Source organism: Streptomyces sp. NPDC020742 (assembly GCF_040641675.1).
Lineage (GTDB): Bacteria > Actinomycetota > Actinomycetes > Streptomycetales > Streptomycetaceae > Streptomyces.
This window is the reverse complement of the sequence record NZ_JBFAEA010000027.1, coordinates 14,795-34,036: the sequence shown is the minus strand read 5'-3', so window position 1 is coordinate 34,036 and position 19,242 is coordinate 14,795. Positions and strand designations below refer to the sequence as shown.

At 71.9% G+C, this 19,242-nt stretch carries 14 protein-coding genes, 1 pseudogene and 1 riboswitch; of the genes and pseudogenes, 5 read left to right on the top strand and 10 right to left on the bottom strand.

What is annotated here, in order from left to right; genetic code table 11:
• Positions 1-95 precede the first annotated feature (95 nt).
• From AB0G84_RS30720 to AB0G84_RS30700, 5 genes and pseudogenes are all read right to left on the bottom strand, one after another.
• Positions 96-1,478, bottom strand: coding sequence for a helix-turn-helix transcriptional regulator (locus AB0G84_RS30720; protein ID WP_361327987.1), 1,383 nt, complete (start codon positions 1,476-1,478; stop codon positions 96-98).
• A 187-nt stretch (positions 1,479-1,665) separates the two neighbouring features.
• Positions 1,666-1,896, bottom strand: a pseudogene (locus AB0G84_RS30715) (phosphotyrosine protein phosphatase); the annotation flags it as partial.
• A 200-nt stretch (positions 1,897-2,096) separates the two neighbouring features.
• Positions 2,097-4,046: a hypothetical protein gene (locus tag AB0G84_RS30710; protein WP_361327984.1), complete on the bottom strand. Its 1,950-nt coding sequence runs from the start codon at positions 4,044-4,046 to the stop codon at positions 2,097-2,099.
• Positions 4,047-4,447: 401 nt separating this feature from the next.
• Positions 4,448-5,218 (bottom strand): pentapeptide repeat-containing protein, encoded by a 771-nt coding sequence (locus AB0G84_RS30705; RefSeq protein ID WP_361327982.1) that lies wholly within the window; start codon positions 5,216-5,218, stop codon positions 4,448-4,450.
• A 50-nt stretch (positions 5,219-5,268) separates the two neighbouring features.
• Positions 5,269-6,339 carry an ABC transporter permease gene (locus AB0G84_RS30700; RefSeq protein ID WP_361327979.1) on the bottom strand — a complete coding sequence of 357 codons (1,071 nt, stop codon included), beginning with the start codon at positions 6,337-6,339 and terminating at the stop codon, positions 5,269-5,271.
• 148 nt (positions 6,340-6,487) lie between these two features.
• On the opposite strand from AB0G84_RS30700, the gene AB0G84_RS30695 reads away from it, so the two are divergent.
• Positions 6,488-6,934 (top strand): MarR family winged helix-turn-helix transcriptional regulator, encoded by a 447-nt coding sequence (locus AB0G84_RS30695; protein WP_361327976.1) that lies wholly within the window; start codon positions 6,488-6,490, stop codon positions 6,932-6,934.
• Positions 6,935-7,997: 1,063 nt separating this feature from the next.
• Positions 7,998-9,137 (top strand): PP2C family protein-serine/threonine phosphatase, encoded by a 1,140-nt coding sequence (locus AB0G84_RS30690; RefSeq protein WP_361327974.1) that lies wholly within the window; start codon positions 7,998-8,000, stop codon positions 9,135-9,137.
• A 31-nt stretch (positions 9,138-9,168) separates the two neighbouring features.
• On the opposite strand, the gene AB0G84_RS30685 is transcribed toward AB0G84_RS30690, so the two are convergent.
• Positions 9,169-10,314 (bottom strand): DUF2332 family protein, encoded by a 1,146-nt coding sequence (locus tag AB0G84_RS30685; RefSeq protein WP_361327971.1) that lies wholly within the window; start codon positions 10,312-10,314, stop codon positions 9,169-9,171.
• 255 nt (positions 10,315-10,569) lie between these two features.
• A riboswitch (cyclic di-AMP (ydaO/yuaA leader) is annotated at positions 10,570-10,751 on the top strand.
• Between the two features lie 11 nt (positions 10,752-10,762).
• On the opposite strand from AB0G84_RS30685, the gene AB0G84_RS30680 reads away from it, so the two are divergent.
• Entirely contained in the window at positions 10,763-11,893 is a 1,131-nt protein-coding gene (locus AB0G84_RS30680) for a M23 family metallopeptidase (RefSeq protein ID WP_361327968.1), read from the top strand.
• 243 nt (positions 11,894-12,136) lie between these two features.
• A complete protein-coding gene (locus tag AB0G84_RS30675; RefSeq protein WP_361327965.1) occupies positions 12,137-13,093 on the top strand; it encodes an aldo/keto reductase in 957 nt (318 codons plus the stop codon).
• A gap of 161 nt (positions 13,094-13,254) precedes the next feature.
• Here AB0G84_RS30675 and AB0G84_RS30670 read toward each other — a convergent pair whose 3' ends face one another.
• The 3 genes from AB0G84_RS30670 to trmB form a co-directional block, all read right to left on the bottom strand.
• Positions 13,255-13,560 (bottom strand): hypothetical protein, encoded by a 306-nt coding sequence (locus tag AB0G84_RS30670; protein ID WP_361327962.1) that lies wholly within the window; start codon positions 13,558-13,560, stop codon positions 13,255-13,257.
• A gap of 156 nt (positions 13,561-13,716) precedes the next feature.
• Positions 13,717-14,970 (bottom strand): PrsW family intramembrane metalloprotease, encoded by a 1,254-nt coding sequence (locus tag AB0G84_RS30665; RefSeq protein WP_361327959.1) that lies wholly within the window; start codon positions 14,968-14,970, stop codon positions 13,717-13,719.
• Between the two features lie 123 nt (positions 14,971-15,093).
• Complete coding sequence (trmB, locus tag AB0G84_RS30660; RefSeq protein ID WP_361328128.1) at positions 15,094-15,840, bottom strand: tRNA (guanosine(46)-N7)-methyltransferase TrmB; 747 nt, start codon at positions 15,838-15,840, stop codon at positions 15,094-15,096.
• A 756-nt stretch (positions 15,841-16,596) separates the two neighbouring features.
• Between trmB and AB0G84_RS30655 the strand changes: the two genes are divergently transcribed.
• Positions 16,597-17,847 carry a PQQ-binding-like beta-propeller repeat protein gene (locus AB0G84_RS30655; RefSeq protein ID WP_361327956.1) on the top strand — a complete coding sequence of 417 codons (1,251 nt, stop codon included), beginning with the start codon at positions 16,597-16,599 and terminating at the stop codon, positions 17,845-17,847.
• An 84-nt stretch (positions 17,848-17,931) separates the two neighbouring features.
• Here AB0G84_RS30655 and lhgO read toward each other — a convergent pair whose 3' ends face one another.
• Positions 17,932-19,152, bottom strand: coding sequence for an L-2-hydroxyglutarate oxidase (gene lhgO / locus AB0G84_RS30650; RefSeq protein ID WP_361327953.1), 1,221 nt, complete (start codon positions 19,150-19,152; stop codon positions 17,932-17,934).
• Positions 19,153-19,242 lie beyond the last annotated feature (90 nt).

Below are 19,242 nucleotides of genomic sequence, written 5' to 3'. Positions count from 1 at the left end.
TTACACGGCCCTTGGCGGCTGAGTACGAGTCAACCGCCGGAGCAACAGGCAGATCCGCAACCGGGTTGCGAGGTAGTAATCCCTTTGCGGGTGGGTCAGTTGACGGCCACGCCCGCGCGGCCGGCGAACGCCCGGACGCCCGGGAGGGTCCGGTCATGCCGGAGCAGACCGCTGGCCAGGTTCTTGACCGACCCGCGCCGGATCTCCTGTGGCGCGGCCCGTTCGGCCGCCAGCAGAGCCCGGTAGCACTGCTCGGGCTTGCCCCACTGGTCGAAGCATCGGGCCACGTCCGTGAAGAAGCGCCCCTGCCGTTCGGCAGTCGGCAGGGCCGCAGGGTTGATGGTCTTGGCCAGGTCGATCGCCTGCCCGGCGTCACCGAGCAGGTAGTGGACGGAAAGCTGGTGCAGCAGCACTTGCTGGGTACCCGTGTCCGTGCGGGCCTCGGGGCTCGTCCGGCCGATTTCGGCGGCTTCTCCAGCCTCGCCGATCAGCCCGTGTGCGGTGGGTCGATCGCCCATCTTGGCCGCCGTGTACGCGGCAGTGGCCAGAAGCGAGACACTCGCGGACAGCCGGGCGGTCTCGTGAGTGCTGCGATCCTCCCGCACGTCCTGCGCGGCCCTGACGGCGATATCGGTGGCGCGTGCGAGGTGGCCTTGGCGGCGCCAGGCACTGGACACCATCCGGTGCGCCTCGGCGGTCGTCAGGGCATCGCCGCCGATCCGCGCAGAGGTCAGCGCACGGTCCGCAGTGATCGCCACCAGACCGTCCTCGCCGAGCTTGATGCACAGCCGAGTGGCGATGTTGTAGAGGTCGGCGACGGCGGTGGCCGACAGCTCCGCCGGCTCCAAGGCTTGGGCTTGTGCGATCCGGCCGGGCAGGTTCCGGGCCAGCGTGTCGTAGCGGGCGGCTCGGAATTCCTCTCGGGACGCCTTCACTTCGGCAGCGACGCCGGCCGGTGACACCTCACCGCGCTTCGACACGGCGGCAGTGCCATAGAGCAGGTGGTCTTCCAAGGGCGCGAGGGTGCTGGCCTCGGCTGGAGAGGCACCGGCCAGGGGGGTGGTGAAGACCACCGCCGCAGCGGCCAGAAGTTCGCGGCGTCGCACGGGGTCGTCCCCCTCCTCTGGACCAAGATTGCGATCAACCCTAGCCGAGGTGGGCCGACGCCGGGTCGATGTCGACGCTGGCCCGGACGGCGCGACAGCGAGAAGCTCGGACAGGGGAATATCCAAGGCATCAGAGATCTGACGCAGTGCATCCAGACTGTTGACCGGGATGACATCCCGTTCGACCTGAGACACCCAGCTCTCCGACCGGTCGATCATCGCAGCCAGGTCCCGCTGCGGCCATCCCCTGCGCCTGCGCGCCTTGGCGATCGTCTTACCGAGTGTGAGTTCACTTCCGGCCACTGGGCACGCCCCCGAGGTCCCGTATCCGCATCGCGTGAGCACGCAACGGTACTGGTGCAAGGGGCCCATCTGTAGAGGACCGGGCAGCGAGAGTAGGCCATATCGGCTGGCCCACATCCCGCTGCTACGGGGTGCACCGATGTCGCACCCCGTATGCCACGTGCTGCCGGGGCGTCGCGTGGGACCCGTCCGCGACGGCGCTAGTTGCACTGTCCCAGCGCAGTGGCGGCTCGGCGCCGGCAACGAGGCAGCAAGCTCACACCGGCCCCTCAGCGACGATCTCGTCGATCAGTCCGCGAATCCGCCGCTCGATGTCGTCGCGGATCGGCCGTACGGCCTCGACGCCCTGCCCGGCGGGATCGGGCAACTGCCAGTCGAGGTAACGCTTCCCGGGGAAAACAGGGCAGGTGTCGCCGCAGCCCATCGTGATGACGACGTCGGACGCCTGCACCGCCTCGACGGTGAGCACCTTGGGCACCTCGGCCGAAGCGGCGGTGGCCACGTCAGCGGCCCTGCCACCGGTACGGCATCAGTGGCACCCCCCTATGCCAGGCGTGCCGACAGGCCCTGCAGGCGAGGCAGCAGCAGAAGTCGTCGACGACACCCTGAGGCCGGCTGCTCAGGCCCCAAGCTGGTGAACCGTGGTGCCGTCGTCGCCAGTTGGCGATGGCGGCACCACGGCGATGATTAGAAGTCGGCGGAGCCGTAGGCGAAGTAGAGGTCGTCGGTGTTGGGTGCGGTGATCGCAGGTGCCGTGAGGGTGATCACGGTGGGGGTTTTCTGGAAGCCGCCCCACCCGGCGCCGTCGAACCCGGCGAACCAGATGTTGCTGTCATGGCCGCGGATGGCGCAGTAGAGGTTGCTTCCGCGGACGGCGAGTGCGGGGCCGTCCGGGGTCGTCCCGGCCAGGCGGGTCGGTGCGCTCCAGCCGGTGCCGTTGTGCACGGTGGCCTGAATGTTGCCGCCGAACGGGTCGCGGTATGCCAGGTGCAGCTTGTTCTGGAGGGTGGCCAAGGCCGGTGCGTGGAGGCCGGCGAACATGCCGAGGCCGGGCACGGCAGCGAGGGGCTGCCAGGAGGTGCCGTTGGAGGAGTAGGTGAAGTAGATCTGGAGGCCGTGGCCGAAGGCGTAGTGCAGGGCGCTGTTGCGCACAGCCAGGGTGGGGGCGGTGCTTCCTGCGGCCGCCACGCGTACGGGGGCGGACCAGTCGGCACCGTTGGTGGAGGTGGTGACGTAGGAGCTGCCGTCCCGCCCGGTATGGGCGAGGTAGAGCCTGCCGTTGAAGGAGGCCAGGGCCGGGGCGTGATGCGTCCCGTGTCCGGAGACCGCTCCGAATCGGGTCCACGTGGTGCCGTCCCGTCGGCTGACCCAGATCTGGTCGTCAAAGCCGCGCACCGCGCAGTACAGCTTGGAGTCGTGGACGGCCAGTGCCGGTGCGGACGGGGTCGCACTCCCCGGCCACGCCAGGACCGGCGGCAGCCATGTGCCCCTGCCGCCGGAGAAGAGGGCGACAGTGTGCTTGGGGGTGGGGCCCGCCCACTTCATGTACAGCCGGAAGATGCCGCCGTCGCCGACGAAGTCGAGGGAACGGGTCTTGTCCGGCTGCGTGGCCAGGACCGCGATGGCGGCGCGGTCGAAGACGATGGTGTGTTCCTGGATGAAGTCGTCGTCGTTGCGCAGCCAGGCGATCAGTTCTTCGATGAGCCGCACGATCATCGAGCCGAGCATGATCCACTCAGCCATGTTCTCCCACTGGCCGGCCGGAAAGTCCCCGATCAGATTGGAGAACTTCGCCAGCTCGTCGGAGATGATGCGCAGCTTGCGCCCCATCTCGTCGTAGAAGCCGCTGGTGCTGTCGTCGGCTTCCCAGCAGGCGATGTGACAGGCCACGGTCTTGTTGATGGACCCGTCGAAGAGGGTCTTGTCCTCATTGCGGAAGGTAGCCCAGTCGCCGGTGTTGAGTGCTCCATACTCGCCGGTCCGGTGGGCACGCTTGCCGCCGCCGTCGGCGCCGGAGCTCAACGCCCAGTAGATCTCGTCCCTGCCGGACTCTCCGTTGGTGGCGTCCACGCAGTGGAACCTGTCCAGCAGGATCCGGGCGTGCAGGGCCGCGGTGGGCTGCTCGGCCGGAGCGGAGGAAGTCACGAGGGTGAGCCCGTACCCGGCTTCCTCCACCACCCGGCCGAACTCCTCACCGGCCAGGCACTCGTCCCCCTCGCCGGTGCCGATATCGACCACGTTGACGTTGGCCTGCGCGGAGACGTCCTCCATCTGCGGGAGGTCCTTGATCAGGTCTGTGACGGAGTACCCCTCGTCCAGCGGACGCGCCGCCAGCGTCTGGGGGAACAGCTCGGGCGCGTGTCGCACCGAACTCTCCTCCGTGAACACCCGCCCCGCCTCGCGGATCTCCTCCTCGCTGAGCAGGTGCCCCAGCGGCACCAACAGCCGCGCCTCCAGGTCCGTCAGCTCCATGCCCGCATCCAGGCGGGCCGCGCCGCGCAGCAGTACCCCATACAGCAGGCTCGTATCCCGCGGCGCCGCTGCCAGCCGCCGTGCCTGGTCAGTCGCAGGTCGGCCCTGCAACTGGGCACGCAGCCGCTCGATACGCTCACTCTGGGACAGGAAGACAGATGCCACAGAACACCCTTTCGGTGTGAGCGCCCCCAACCCGCGCAAGGGCTGAAGTACGCCCGCCAACCCTCCTTAATGGCGCACTGTGCGCAACAGGTCTTTTACGGACAGTTTCGACTGCTTGCCTCCCTTTCCCGTGCTGCAACAGCTGTTGCGTGCGCTGCGGTCACTCGAGCCAGTGCTGACCTGCGCCAAGGGGGCACACTCTCGGGTTACCGCCACACTGCGCCCCCTGGAGAACTCCCTGTGCATCGAGTGCCTGACGAGAGTCCGGCGGAAACAGCAGCCGGGGTCAGACGTCTGAGCGCGCCCCCCGCGGGCTTGTGTGGGGGCGCTGCGCTCGTGGGCTTGTGGGTGTTAGCGGCGGTGCATCACGTAGAGCTGTTGTCGTGGGAGGTCGTGGCGGATCAGTCGATGACGTTGAGGCCGAGGGCGGTGCAGATTTGGGCGGCTTGGTCCGGGGAGATGACGGCGCCGCGGAACTGTGCGGCGATGGCGATGGTGAGTTCGCCGAGGTCGGCGCCGCGTAGATCTGCGCCGGTGAAGTCGGCGGCCCGTAGGTTGGCTTCGGCGAGTCGGCAGTCTTCGAGGATGCAGTCACGGAAGTCGACGCCGCCGAGGTCGGCCTCGGTGAAGCGGATGCCGACGAGGTGGGCGCCGCGCAGGCTCAGGCCGTTGAGGTTGGCGACGGCCAGGTTGCAGCGGGTGAGTTGGAGGCCCAGGCCGCGGTGGCCGGTGAGGCGGGCTCCGATCATGCGGCAGCCGGTGAAGGAGGCGTCGGCGAGCAGGGCGCCGCCCCATTTGGTGTTGGCCAGGTCGGCGCTGTCGCAGGTGAGGTCGCCGCAGTCGGCGTCGGTGAATTTGGCGCCGGCGGCGCTGCCGCCCTGCCAGCGGGCCTGATCGAGTAGGGCGCCGGTGAAGTCGGCTGCTGTGGCGGTGCAGTCGGTGAAGACGGCTTCGGGGAGGTGGGCGCCGCGCAGGTTGGCTTCGGTGAAGGTGCAGCGGGTGAACGTCCGGGGGCGGGGATCGCGGCGCAGGGTGGGGCGCAGGTCGAGTCCGGTGAAGTCGAGTCCGGTCAGGTCGGTTTCGGTGGCGAGCAGCGTCAGTGGGTCACCCTGCTGCCCGGCCGGGTCGGTGTCGTGGCTGTGGGGGTGGAATGGCGGGGGTACTTCGGTCATGGGTGCGGCCTCGCTCTGGGGTGTCGGGGTGGGTGTGCGCGGTGGCGCGGTCAGTGGGAGGGGGCGGGGTCAGAGGTCTGACGGGGTACGGCGGCTGTGTCGTTGCGGGGGCCGGTGCGGCGGGCCTTGAGGGTGTCGTAGGCGAGGGTCAGCAGGAGGCCGGCGAGGGCCCACAGGGCGAGGGTGAGCCAGTAGCGGCCGATGCCTTCGCTGCCGAAGTACATGATCTGGCGCAGGCTGCCGGACGTTGAGGTCATCGGCAGCAGGTCGTGCAGGGCACGGATGGGGGCGGGCATGGTCGCGATGGGCAGGGCCGCTCCGGAGGCGGGCATGCCCAGGAACATGAAGATCGCGACGGCGGGCAGCGGTGTCATGCGCCCGCAGAAGCGGGAGAGGAACACGGTGGCCATGCCGACGGCCATCACGGTGAGCCAGCCGGTGAGGAGGATGGCGGGGGCGAAGCCGTGCACAGCGCCCAGGACCGGTCCGGTGATGAGCCAGACGGCGATCGCGGCGGCGGCACCGAAGGCGGCAAGCGCGGCCACCGTGCGCCTGCGGGTGAGTCCGGTACCGAACACGGTGGAGAGCATGACCGCGGAGAGGTATCCCGCCAGGGTCAGGCCGATCGCGGCGTACATGGTGCTGGTGTCGCTGGTGTCGTCGGCGCTGAGCGGGACCAGGTCGCGGACCTGGAGGAACTGGTGCTGCTGGACGGCGACGTTCGTGAACGGCGCGGCAGCCAGGTTGACTTGGGCGGCACCGGCGGCCGAGGCGGTATAGAGCACCGGGCCGCTCGGGCGTGGCGGCTGGGCGAACGTCGTGCTGGGCGTGCCCGCGGCGCGGTCACCGGGCGCCGGCGCGGGGACGTAGGCGGCCGCCACGGCCCGGTGCGCCACCAGCTTCCGGGCCCCTTCGGCGGAGGCGACCGTGCTGACGTCGTACGCGTCGCCCAGGCCCTTCCGCAGGGAAGCGGCCAGCGGCCCGGTCTGCGCCGGTGGTCCGGCGACCGCGATCTTCAGGTGGTGCGGGGTCGGTGCGTGCATCGCGGCGGTGTAGATGCCGACCAGCAGCACGGCCATCGCGAACGGGAACAGCAGCACCCGGGCTATCGGCCGGACCATGTCTCCTCCTCGGAGCGTCTGGGCGCGGTCATGTGTGCGCCTCTCGGGAATCCATCTCCCAAGATACATCTCTTGTGATGTATTACTGTAGATGTATCATCCAAGATGTTCCCCAAGGAGGGTGTGCGTGCTACCGCCGACCAGTCCCATGAACCTCGCTGACCTGCATCAACTCGGCAGGCGCCTCACGGCTGCCGCGACCTCGGCGATGAAGGACACCTCCGACCTGGGGCCGACCGAGCTGCTGGTCCTGGAGTGCCTCTACACCACCGGACCGCAGCCGGTGGGCGCCATCGCCCAGCGCACCGGCTTCGCCCAGAGTCGGGTATCCACCGTGGTGGCGGCACTGCACAAGCGGGGCCTGGCCGAACTGGGAACCGACCCGGCCGACCGGCGCCGCACCGTCGCCAAGATCGCCGAACACGCCCGCACGCAGGCCAAGGAAGCCAGGAGCCGGGACGCCGAACCGACACTCCGACAGCTGCTCCCCGCACTAACCGACACGGACGTCGACGCGGTGATCGCCGCACTGGGAACACTCAATGCCGCACTGGGCGAGGCAGCACCAAGCCCCTCCGGTGATCCCGATCTCTAGCGCGCAGCGTCCGACGGATGGCCTGCCCACTGATGGCCAAGCCGGCGCGCGCTGTGTGCACCGAAGCCGGCTGACACGCGTCGAAATCGTCCGGTCCAGCATCTCAGCCCATCCGGTCGCCGCAGGTAACAGCTGCAGGCGCGCACCAGATCGTTGAGACGGGACAGCAGCACTCGCTGACATCCTCCGGAGACGCTGCATAGCCAACGTGACGAGGGAGGAGAGCGGCTCCTTGAGAAACTCGCTCAGGATGTCCGCGAGCAGATCCTTGATCTCCAGATAGAGATCCACTGCCTCCTGGTTCAGCTCGAGTTCGAAGCCCCACCACTTGCCACTAGGTTTGATGATGGCGCCCCGCGCTTCCAGCTCCTTGCGCGCCTGCGCAGCCCGCTGCCGGACCTCGGGCGGAGCCTCGTACAGCCAGGTCTCATCCCCTGCGCTGTCCTGTTTCTCGACGCCCGATGACTCTTCCTCGCGAGTATCTGTGTGAAGTCCTGGTAGACCAGCCCTGCCCAGAGTCGCCCTCCAACTCTGGGCAGGAGCGATCAGCTGCCGCTAGTCTCCCCGGCCCCCGTGCCGAACCACCGAATGCCTGGTCAGCCGTCCGCCATGCGTGAGCGATGCGTGAGCGGACGGCGTGACACAGGCCGGTCGGAGGCTGGACATGGCGTCAGCCATATGTCCTTTGACCAGGCAAAACCGGACACCGACCGACTACGCGGGATCGTCGGTCACGTGTTCTCCGGGTCTTTTAATCCATTGGTTCAGGGTTCGAGCCCCTGATGGCCCACCGTGGGGCGTGGCGTTCGCGGCGCCCTGAGTGGTGTGTTCGACGGTCCGATCGGGCGATCCCGATCGGACCGTCGGCGTTCTGCGGCGTTCGTGACGGTGTTTCTGACGGCGTTTCGGGTGTCGGCAAGCCGCCCATGACCCGTCCGGCCCCCGCGGAGTCGCCGCCTCGCCCCGTACCGGAAACCTTGGACGTCGAGGCGGCCGGCCGGCGGTGTGCGGTCGGCGCGACGGTGTCCGTCCCGACGGGCGGAGCGGGAAGAGGCCGGTGCGGATGCGGCGAGGCGACGGGCCCCGGGCGGGCGACGGGGAGCGGGCGTACCGCGAGCGGCTGTTCCTCCTGGCGCGGCGGCCAGTCCGCTGGCTGCCCGCGGTCCTGGTCGTGGGCGGGCTGGTCTTCGACCTGGCGACGCCGCCCCGTTACACCGCCGCCCCGTTCTTCTGTGCCGCCCCGCTGGTCGCCGCGCCGCTGCTGTCGCTGCGCGCCACCGCCCGCACCGCGCTGGCCGCCGTGCTCGGCGAACTCTGGGGCGTCAGCCACCGCAGCGCCGCCCCCGGCCACCACGAGTCGGTCACCGAAGCCGTGACGGTCTTCGTGGTCGCCCTGCTGGCCCTGGGCATCAACCGGGTCGTACGGCCGACCGGTGCCCGTCCGGCGTCCGTGCGGGACGCCTCGGAGGCCGCCCAGCGCGCGGTGCTGCCTCCGCCGCCGGAGCGGATCGCCGGGCTCGCGGTCGCCGCCCGCTATGTGGGCGCGCGGGCGGACGCCCGGACCGGCGGCGACCTGTACGCGGTGCAGGACACCCCGCACGGCGTACGGCTGATCGTCGGCGATGTGCGCGGCAAGGGCCTGGAGGCGGTGGCGGCTGCGGTGGTCGTCATCGGCGCCTTCCGGGAGGCGGCGGAGCAGGAGGCCAGCCTGGAGGCGGTGGCGGCGCGGCTGGAGCGGGCGGTGCGGCGGGAGGACGGTCGGCGGGCGGGGCCGGAGCCCTCCGAGGGGTTCACCACGGCGGTGCTCGCCGAGATCCCGCCGGACGGGCCGTCCGTGCTGCGGGTCCTCAACCGTGGCCATCCACCGCCCCTGATGCTCGCCCCGGACGGCGGGCTGCGCGTGCTGGCCCCGGCGGTACCGGCGCTGCCGTTGGGGATGGGCGAGGTGGCGAGCTGGGCGGCCCGGTCCGAGGAGACCTTCCTCCCGGCCGGCTCGCTGCTGCTGTTCCTCACCGACGGCGTGACCGGGGCACGGGACGTCCGTGGCCGCTGCTTCGACCCGTCCGGCCGGCTGCGCGGCCGCCGCTTCCCCGGACCGGACAGCCTCCTGGACACCCTCGTCGAGGAGGTCGGCTGGCATACCGGTGGGGCGCCGGCGGACGATATGGCCCTGCTGGCGGTGCAGCGCCCGATGGGGGTGTGACGCGGGAGCGTCCCCCCGGAGGCTTGCGGGATCAGCGCCCCGGTACGGCCGGTGCCTCCGGCAGCCGGTGCAGACGCCGGCCGTGCGGATCGGCCAGTGCGACCGGACGCCCGTCCAGGGCGAGGGTCAGCAGGCTGTCCTCCGGGTGCGCGGGGGGCTGCGGTGCGGCGGCCCACGGCAGCACGGAGCGGTGCTCGTGGGAGATCCAGTGCCCGCCGCCGTCCCGCCCGTCGAGCAGTGACCGGACGAGGCGCCCGAACTCCGTGCGGCGGGCGGGCGGAAGGCGGTCCAGGGCCGCGCTGTGGAAGATCACCAGGGTCGCCCCGGGCGGCGCCCCGGCGGCGAGCGCCGGCAGTTCGGCGAGCGGATCGCCGCGGACGATCCGCGGCCGGGGCGCGGCCCGTACGGCGTCGACCGCCGCGGCGAGGCGGTGCGCCCGCTCCTCGTCACCCGGCCAGAGCAGCGACTGCAGCCAGCGCAGATCCTCCCGCTCCGCCACCGGGTCGAGCGGGTCGGCGGCGATCCCGGCCCGCCAGACGACCTCGGGCAGCTGTGCGGGCAGCTCCCCGGCCGCCCAGTCCGTACGGCACCCGAGGGCCACCGGGCTCCCCGCCGCGCCCACCTCGGCGGCCGTCCGGCCGTCCGGGGACGCGTAGACGTACCGGTAGCGGTCGGGGTGCAGACTCAGCCCGGCCGAGGTGCCGACCTCCAGCAGTGCCAGTGGCTGCGGCAGTCGGGCGAGCAGCGGCAGCAGGGCGGCGCAGCGGGCGGGTTCCTCGGTCCGGGCGTCCCGGGCCATGATCACCGTGCGGACCTCGTCCCAGTGCCGGATCGTCCACTCCCGCCAGCGGCCGTACGCCGCCTCGCCGCGCGGGCCCAGCTCCGCGTGCGGGCCGTCGAGGTGGCGGACGGCGGCGAGCAGGAGCTGCGGCTGCTGCTTGCCGCCGGCCGGCAGCGAGCCGGACAGCAGATCGCACAGCTCCGGGTCGTGGCCGATCCGCGCGCTCAACTCCTCGTGGGCGTCGGACCGTCCGCGCGCCTCCCACCAGGAGAACTCCCGGTACCGCAGGGACACATCCGGAGGGCTGCCGGGGAGCGGGCCGCCGCCGTGGGTGGTGAGGTGCCCGGTGTGCGTGCGGCTCTCGGCGTGTCCGGTGCTCCCGGCGTTGACGACCATGATCCGACGTTACGCTGTCACATTCCGTGATCGGTAGGGGCCCCTGTGCAGTGCATCTGACGGGCCGTCAGTGCACATTGGTCGGGGAACGGGGGGCCAACTCGCCCGCTTTCCGGATGCGGTGGCCGGAAAGTCCCGGCCCGCGCTTGTGCGCGGCACATAAGGATTCCCAGGAAGGCTTGGAAAATAGCCAGGCTCTCTATTACTGTCCGATAACGCAGCGCGGTCGTCCCAGCCGCCGCAAGTGGCGGCACCGTTCTGCCCACGCCGAATCCCGTATGCGCTTTTCACGCACCTCCAGCACCTTGAACTGCACCAAGGGAACCGGGGAACCACCACCTTGGGGTGAATCGGACGCCTCCGCCAGAGGGCGCCCGTAGGAGACCTTCCTGCTCCGAACCCGTCAGCTAACCCGGTAGGCGAGAAGGAAGGAAAGGAGAGCGCCCCCGTGGCGTCCAACAAGCCTGCCCCCGAGGCCCCGTCCACGTACCCACTCGACGACCACGGAGCCTTCGACGGCCCCGGGTACGCGGGTGGTGCGGAACCGGACGGTGACGGCCCGTGGGAGGAGTGGAACCCCACCGAGGAGTCGGTCCGGTCCGTCCGCGGCAAGCACCGGGTGGCCAAGCAGCGCACCGGAGGGCTCGCCCGTGGCGGCACGGTCCTCGGCGTCGGTGTGATCGCGGCGGTCGGCGCGGGCGGCATGGCCACCGCCGAGGACCGCCCGCCGGTCCCGATCTCGATGCCGGACGTCGGCGGGGTGGCCCACGACCTCTCCGACAGCCTGCCGGACGCCGCGTCGCTCCCCGGTGTCGGCGACCTGATATCCGGCTCCGGCGCGGAGTCCGCCGCGCCTGCCGCCGGTTCTTCGGCCCCGGCCGGCTCCGGTCCGCTCACCCACGCCACCCAGACGCATTCCTCCGGTAGGGACGTCGGCGCCGGCGAGGCGCTGCGCAGCCGCATCCTCCAGCAGGCCGATGTGCAGCAGGACGCCGCCGAGGAAGAGGCCCGTCAGGCCGCCGAGGACGCCGCCGTCAAGGCCGCCGCCACGGCAGCGGACACGGATCGGAAGACCGCGGACCAAGCCGCGGCCGCCAAGAAGGCCGCGGAGGTGGAGGCCGAGCGCAAGGCCGAGGAGGAGGCCCGCCGGAAGGCGGCGGCCGAACGCCTCGCCCAGCTGGCCAAGAGCTTCATCGCCCCGGTCTCCTCGTTCACGCTCACCGCCGGCTTCGGTCAGGCCGGCGACCGCTGGGTCGCGGACCACACCGGGCAGGACTTCGCCGCGCCGACCGGCACGCCCATCAAGGCCGTGCACTCCGGCACCATCACCCAGGCGGGGTGGGCGGGCTCGTACGGCTACCGCATCGTCCTCAAGCTCGATGACGGCACCGAGCTCTGGTTCTGCCATATGTCCTCGATGATCAAGACCTCCGGCACGGTCAACACCGGCGATGTCATGGGCCGTGTCGGCGCCACCGGCAATGTCACCGGCCCCCACCTCCACCTGGAGGTCCGCCCCGGCGGCGGCGCCCCGATCGACCCGATGCCCTGGCTGCGGGACCACGGGGTCAACGTCTAGGAAGGGATCCGGGCCGGAGTCCGAGCCGAGCCGGATTCCGGGCCGGGTGGGAATCCGGGCCGGGTGGGAATCCGGGCCGAGCCGGAATCCGGGACGGAATACGAGTCGGAATCCTGGACGGGCCGGAGCCCCGACCGAGCCGGAATCCGAGCCCCGCGCAGGAATCACCGGACGGGGTACCGCTGCCGAATCGCCTTGTGGGGAACGGGAATAGCTCCCGTTCCCCCGGCGTTGCACCGTCGTATGACCGCGACACACACCCCACACCTCCGCCGGAACCTCGGCTCGCTGTCCGTCTCCCCGCTCTGCCTGGGGGGCAATGTCTTCGGCTGGACGGCCGACGAAGCCGAGTCCTTCGCCGTGCTCGATGCGTACACGGCGGGCGGCGGCAACTTCATCGACACGGCCGACGTCTACTCGGCCTGGGTCCCGGGCAACAAGGGCGGTGAGTCCGAGACCGTCATCGGCAACTGGCTGGCGTCCCGCGGCAACCGCTCCGACGTCGTCATCGCCACCAAGGTCGGCGCCCACCCCGACCTCAAGGGCCTGGGCGCCGCCACCGTTAAGTCCGCGGTCGACGAGTCCCTCGCCCGCCTGCGCACCGACTACATCGACCTCTACTACACCCACTACGACGATGAGTCGGTCGAGGTCGGGGAGTTCCTGACCGCCCTCGACGACCTCGTCCGGGCCGGCAAGGTCCGCGAGATCGCCGCCTCCAACATCTCCGCGCAGCGCCTGGAGGAGTCGCTGGCCCTCTCCGACCGCGAGGGCCTGGCCCGCTACGTCGCGCTCCAGCCGCACTACAACCTGGTCTCCCGGGACACCTACGAGGGCGAACTCGCCGATGCCGCGGCCCGCCACGGCCTGGCCGCGGTCCCGTACTACGCCCTCGCCTCCGGCTTCCTGACCGGCAAGTACCGCCCGGACAGCCAGGTCGGCAGCGCCCGCTCCGGAAAGGCCGCCCAGTACCTGGCCACCGACCGCGGCCGCCGGGTCCTGGCGGCCCTGGACACCGTCGCCACCGCCCATGACGTCGAGCCCGCCACCGTGGCGCTCGCGTGGCTGGCCGCCCAGCCCACCGTCGCCGCCCCGATCGCCAGCGCCCGCACGGTGGCCCAGCTCCCGGCCCTGCTGGCCCTCACCGATCTGACCCTCACGGAGACCGAACTCGCCCTCCTGACCGAGGCGTCGGCCTGAGCGGGGCGTTGGTCTGAGCAGGCGTCGGCCTGAGCGGGATGGTGGCCCGAGCAGGTGGTGGTCTGAGCCGGGCGTTGGCCTGAGCGGGTGGACAGGACGGAGTGGGGGCGGGCGCACCCTGCGCCTGCCCCCACTCCGCGTACGTCCGGCTGGCCGCCGGCTCACTTCCCCCGGCGGTCCACCGCGACCCACGACGCCAGCGCGACCCCGCCCGCCACCGCACAGACCGAGGGCCACGCCCCGATCTTCTTCGCCAACGGGTGCGACCCCACGAACGCCGCCACATACGCCCCGCTCAGCGCCGCCGCGGTCTTGGTGCCGGCCTTCTCCTGCCAGCCCTTGGCCGCCACCGCTCCCGCGGCCGCGAGCGCGACCCCGCCCAACGGCCGCTTCTTCGTCCACCGGGCCACCCCGTAACCGCCGAGCAACCCCGTCGCCGCCACCACACTCGTGGGTACGCCGGCCATCTCCACACCCTCCTCCACGTCGGACGTTCTCCGGACGAGCCTACGTCCGGGGCGGGGTGGGGCGGGGCGTGGTGAGCGGCCGTCGTGATCTCCCCACCGACGGCCGTCTGAGCGCGCGGGGCGTGCCGCGGCGGCCCGGCCGGCCGCCGAGGGGGCTCAGCGCCCCTCGTCCAGCGCCCGCACCAACGCCGGTCGCCCCCACGGCTGGTAGTGCCGGAGGTGTTGGAGCAGGTGGGCTTCCCGGGTGGTGAAGTCAGGGGTGGGGCCGGTGAGGTGGGCGCGGCGGCGGTGGAAGGAGAGGGCCGTGGCCAGGGCGGCGTAGGTGGTGACGGCGCGGGCGGCGGCGGGGCCCTGGGTGCGGTGGGCGAGGTCGCGGGCCAGGGCGCGGGTTCTGAGGGAGGAGAGGGCGTCCGGTTCGGCGGGGGTGAACCAGCCGGCGGCGATGTAGGGGGCGAGGTAGCCGCGTAGCGAGAGCAGTTCCTGGCGGCGGGCCCAGATGGCCAGCCAGGTCAGCGTGATCAGCACGGGGACCATGAAGAGGCCGTAGACGAGCAGGAAGCCGGGGTCGCCGAGGGAGGAGGCGGCGTTCCAGATGGCGTGCAGCAGGACGGCGGTCAGCAGGCCCAGGGCGGCCAGGGCGATCCGGGCCGGGCGGCGGCGCGGGTAGCGGGTCGCGGCGATGCCGAAGGCGAGGCCGGTGAGGATGGTGAAGAGGGGGTGGGCGAAGGGGGAGACGATGATGCGGAGGAAGAAGGTGCCGGCGGTGAGGGAGTCGAGGCCGGAGTGGCCCAGCGACTGGTCCTCGCCGAAGGCGTTGCCCAGATAGAGGATGTTCTCGGTGAAGGCGAAGCCGGTGGCGGTGATACCGGCGATGACGATGCCGTCCGTGATGCCGTCGAAGTCGCGCCGGCGGAAGCGGTAGAGGAAGAGGACGGCGGCGGCCTTGACCGCCTCCTCGACGACCGGGGCGATCACACTCGCTCCCCAGGCCTCGGCCTCGGAGGGGGAGGCGGAGGCGATGTTGGCGGCGAGCCAGTCCGTGGCGAAGCCGTTGGCCAGGAGCGCGACCAGCGCCGCCGCGCAGGCGCCCCAGGTGAACGCGAACGCGAGGTTGCGCCAGGGCTCGGGCTCGATCCGGTCCAGCCAGCAGAACGCGGCGAGGAGCAGCGGTACCGGGCAGACCGCCAGTCCCAGCCCGACGAGGAAGCCCTCGGTGCCGGTCTCCTGGCGCACCATGGCGAGGATGATCACGCCGGAGAGCGCCAGCAGGGATATCAGGGCGACGGCACGGACGGTCCGGCTGCGCCAGGGCAGGGCACGGCGGCCGGTGTCCGGGGCCGTGGCGGGGTGGGGTGTGTACGGGGGCGGGGCGGGTGAGGCGCGGTGCGGGGGCGGCTGGGACGGGTACACCGCTCGACCCTAACGAGCCTCCGCCAGCGGGCGGGGCCGTACCGTCCCGCCCGCTGGGTGACACATCGCACGCGCACCGGGCGCGCCGCCGGAGCGCGCCTGCGGGCCCCGGCGCGCGCCGGCTCAGTCCTCCCGGCGGCGGAAGAGCAGGTCGTGGACGACGTGCCCCTTGTCCAGGCCCTGGCTCTCGAACTTGGTGAGCGGCCGGAAGTCCGGACGCGGCGCATAGCCGGGGTGGAGGTTCTCCAGCGTCGGCTCGGCGGAGAGGACCTCCAGCATCTGCTCGGCGTACGGTTCCCAGTCGGTCGCGCAGTGCACCAGGGCACCGGGCGCGAGCCGGGTGGTCACCAGCGAGAGGAACTCCGGCTGGATCAGGCGCCGCTTGTGGTGGCGCTTCTTGGGCCAGGGGTCCGGGAAGAAGACGCGCAGGCCGGCGAGGGAGGCGGGGGCGAGCATCTCGCGCAGGAGGATGATCGCGTCGCCGTTGGCCACCCGGATGTTGGACAGGCCGTTCCGCTCCGCGAGACCGAGCAGATTTCCCTGCCCCGGGGTGTGCACATCGCAGGCGAGGATGCCGGTGGCCGGATCCGCGGCGGCCATCCGCGCGGTGGCCTCGCCCATGCCGAAGCCGATCTCCAGCACGACCGGCAGCCCGTCGAAGAACGCGTCGAGGTCGATCCGCGAGAGCCCGTCGATGTCCAGCCCCCACGTGGGCCACAGCCGCCGCAGCGCATCGGCCTGGCTCGGCGAGACCCGGCTGCGGCGGGGCTGGAAGGACCGGATCCGCCGCTCGTGGTGCGACCCGGCGGGGTCGGCGGCGGGGCCCGTACCGTCCGGGAACATGGGCGTGCCCCGGCGGGGCGCCGACACGGCAGGCGGGGGTGCCGCGGCAGCGACGGCGTCCGGAGCGCCGGTGACGATGTCCGGAACGTCTGGTTCCGTGACAGCGGAGGCGGGGCCGACGGCGGGGGCAGCGGGGGTGGTGGGATTCTCGGACACAGTGTGTCGATTCTACGAGGCCGCCTCGGCGCCCGGGCGGGGACGGGGAACCGGCGGGGAAGCGACGGGGCACCGCACACCGTGAAGGCCGTTGGCGCGGCTCGTCGGCGAGTGCATACGATGCGGGTTTGGCATGGCAAAACCAAACCAGGGGGTCTGTTCATCGTGTCGCAGGGTGGCCAGGGAAGCACCGGGAATCCGCAGGGACCGCAGCCGGCCGGGTCGGGTTCCGGTGGACCGCCGCCCACCGCACCGCCGGACCCGGGCCACGGCCCGCCGCCCGTCCCGCCGCAGGGCCAGTTCGGGCCCCCGGCCGGCGCGCCCGGCCAGCCGCTCCCGGGGCAGCCCGCTCCGCCGCCGGCCGGCCCCGGCCCCCAGGCGGCCCCGCCCGGACCGTACGCGCCGCAGTTCCCGCCGCCGGGGCCGCAGGGCGCGCCTCAGCAGGGTGTGTCCCCGCAGGGCTACGCCGTTCCGCCCGGGCCGCAGGGCGGGCAGCAGCCGCCGCCGTACGCGCAGCCGCAGGGGCATCAGGTCCCCGGACAGCCGCCGTTTTCCGGCGGGCCCGTGGCGCCGCCGTTCGGGGGCGGGCCGGGGCAGCCGCCCGGGGCCGGGCGCAGCGGAATGCCGGTGCCGCTCATCCTGGTGATCGTGTTCGTGGTGCTGGTCGCCACCGGTGTCGGCGGGTACTTCGTCCTGACCGCGGGTGACTCCGACAGCCCCGAGGACCAGAAGCCGGCGAACGCCATGCCGCAGCTCTGGGAGGCCAAGCAGCCCGCCAGCGAGGAGGACCACGACCTCGCCCAGGACGGCATGCGTTCGATGTGGGCCAACGACAACGCCGTCATCTACGGCGACAGCCAGGGCGTGCGGGCCTTCAACCGCGAGACCGGCAAGAAGGAGTGGACGGTCAAACCGCCCAAGGGCGCCGGTGAGGTCTGCGGGATGTCGTCCACGACGAGCGACGACGGTGTGGGCGCCGTGGTCTTCGACGCCGGCGGCGACGACTGCGCCTTCCTCTCCGCCGTCGACTCCGACACCGGCCGCACCCTGTGGTCGAAGAACCTCAAGGGCCGGCACACCGAACGCGAGCCGGAGGTCGTGGTCAACGGCAAGACCCTCGGCGCCGCGATCGGCGACACCTACGCCGGCTTCAGCATCACCGGTGGTCGTGAGCAGTGGAGCGTGGAGGCCCGCGGGGACTTCTGCACCACCTCCACGGGCCTGAGCTCCCAGTACCTGGCGATCTCCAGCGACTGCAGCGATGCCAAGCCCAAGCAGCAGCTGTCCATCCACGACCTGGAGTACCCCAGCATCCAGTCCAAGGAGGCGGGCGAGAAGCGGGGCATCGAGCGCACGCTGGCCGACGAACCGCTGACGCTGCTGATGCAGGAGGGGGACGGGCCGGAACCCGAGCGGAGCATCCAGACCTTCAACAAGGACCTCAAGCCGGACCACAGCGTCAAGCTGGAGGGCGACCTCAAGGACCTGGACTTCCAGCCCCGTACCACCTTCGTCGACGAGGAGGAGCAGGTGCTGGTGACGGCCTACCGCAACAACACGGGTATGGCCGCGGTGGACCTGAAGAACGGCAAGCTGCTGTGGAAGAAGAGCGAAGCCGCCGCCGTCACCATGGGCGAGGACGGGGTGGTCGCCCTCGCCGGGCCCGGAGCGGGCGGGCAGGACCCGCGGCTGCTCAGCATCGATCTGAACACCGGCAAGGAGCGTGTGATGGGCACCCTGTACGACCCCCAGCACCAGTTCGGCAGCCCGATGATGCTCTCGGCGGAGTGGAACGACAACATCCACACCCTGGTCGTCGAGGGCCGGATGCTCGACAACCAGCAGGTCATCCGCGGATACAAGCTGCCCCACAGCTGACCCGCGGGGCGGCTTCGCCCACCGGCCTCCGGCTCCCCCTTCTCCTCGGGGGCCGGAGGCCGGTCCCGTTCGGTGACCGTCCCGTCAGGCGCCGGGGCGGTCCAGCAGCGCCAGCGCCCTCCGCGCCACCTCGCGCCCGATGGGCAGCGAGGCCGTTGCCGCGGGGGAGGGGGCGTTGAGGACGTGGATCATGCCGGGGGAGTCGCTGATCAGGAAGTCGTCGACGAGGGTCCCGTCGGGCAGCACGGCCTGGGCCCGGACACCGGCCGGGGCGGGCCGGAGGTCCTCCTCGGTGGCCGAGGGCAGGAGCCGGCGGACCGCGGCGGCGAAGGCGCGCCGGGACAGCGAGCGGTGCAGCTCGCCGGCGCCGTAGCGCCAGTGGCGGCGGGCTATCCGCCAGGCGCCCGGATAGCCGAGGGTGCCGGCCAGCTCGGTCGGGCGGACCGTGCCCCAGGAGTAGCCCTCGCGGGCCAGGGCGGGGACGGCGTTCGGGCCGATGTGCACGGCGCCGTCGACGCCCCGGGTGAGGTGGACACCCAGGAACGGGAAGGCCGGGTCGGGGACCGGGTAGACCAGCCCGCGCACGAGGGCGGCGCGCTCGGGGGCCAGGGTGAAGTACTCGCCCCGGAACGGGACGATGCGCATCCCCGGTGTGTCACCGGCCAGCCGGGCGATCCGGTCACAGTGCAGTCCGGCGCAGTTGACCAGGGCGCGGGCGCGGTGGACCGTGCCGTCGGCGGTACGGACCGCGACCCGGCCGGGGCGCCGGCCGATCGTGGTCACCTCGGCGTTGTGGACGATCCGGGCACCGGCCTCCTGGGCCAGCCGGGCGTACTGGCGGGCGACCGCGGTGAAGTCGCAGATGCCGGTCGTACCGACGTGGATGGCGGCCAGGCCCCGCACCTCGGGTTCGTACGCGGCGATCTGGGCCGGGCCCAGCTCACGCACGGGCAGGCCGTGCTCCCGGCCGCGCTGGATCAGGCCGTGCAGCCGCGGGAGTTCGCTGCGGTCGGTGGCGACGATCAGCTTGCCGGTGACCTCGTGCGGGATGTCGTGCTCGGCGCAGAACTTCACCAGCTCCGCCGAGCCCTGCAGGGCGTAGCGGGCCTTGAGCGAGCCGGGCGGGTAGTAGATGCCGCTGTGGATCACACCGCTGTTGCGTCCGGTCTGGTGGCGGGCCGGACCGGACTCCTTCTCCAGGACCACGACCCGCGTGCCCGGAGCGGCCCGCGTGATCGCGTGGGCCGTAGAGAGCCCGACGATACCGGCACCGATCACCAGCACGTCGCAGTCGTACGCCGCCACTGCACCTCCCCAACCACCTGACCACAGCCTGGACCGTCGCCGCGGACCTGCGCAGCATCCCGAATCCGACGACATCCCCGACGACGTATC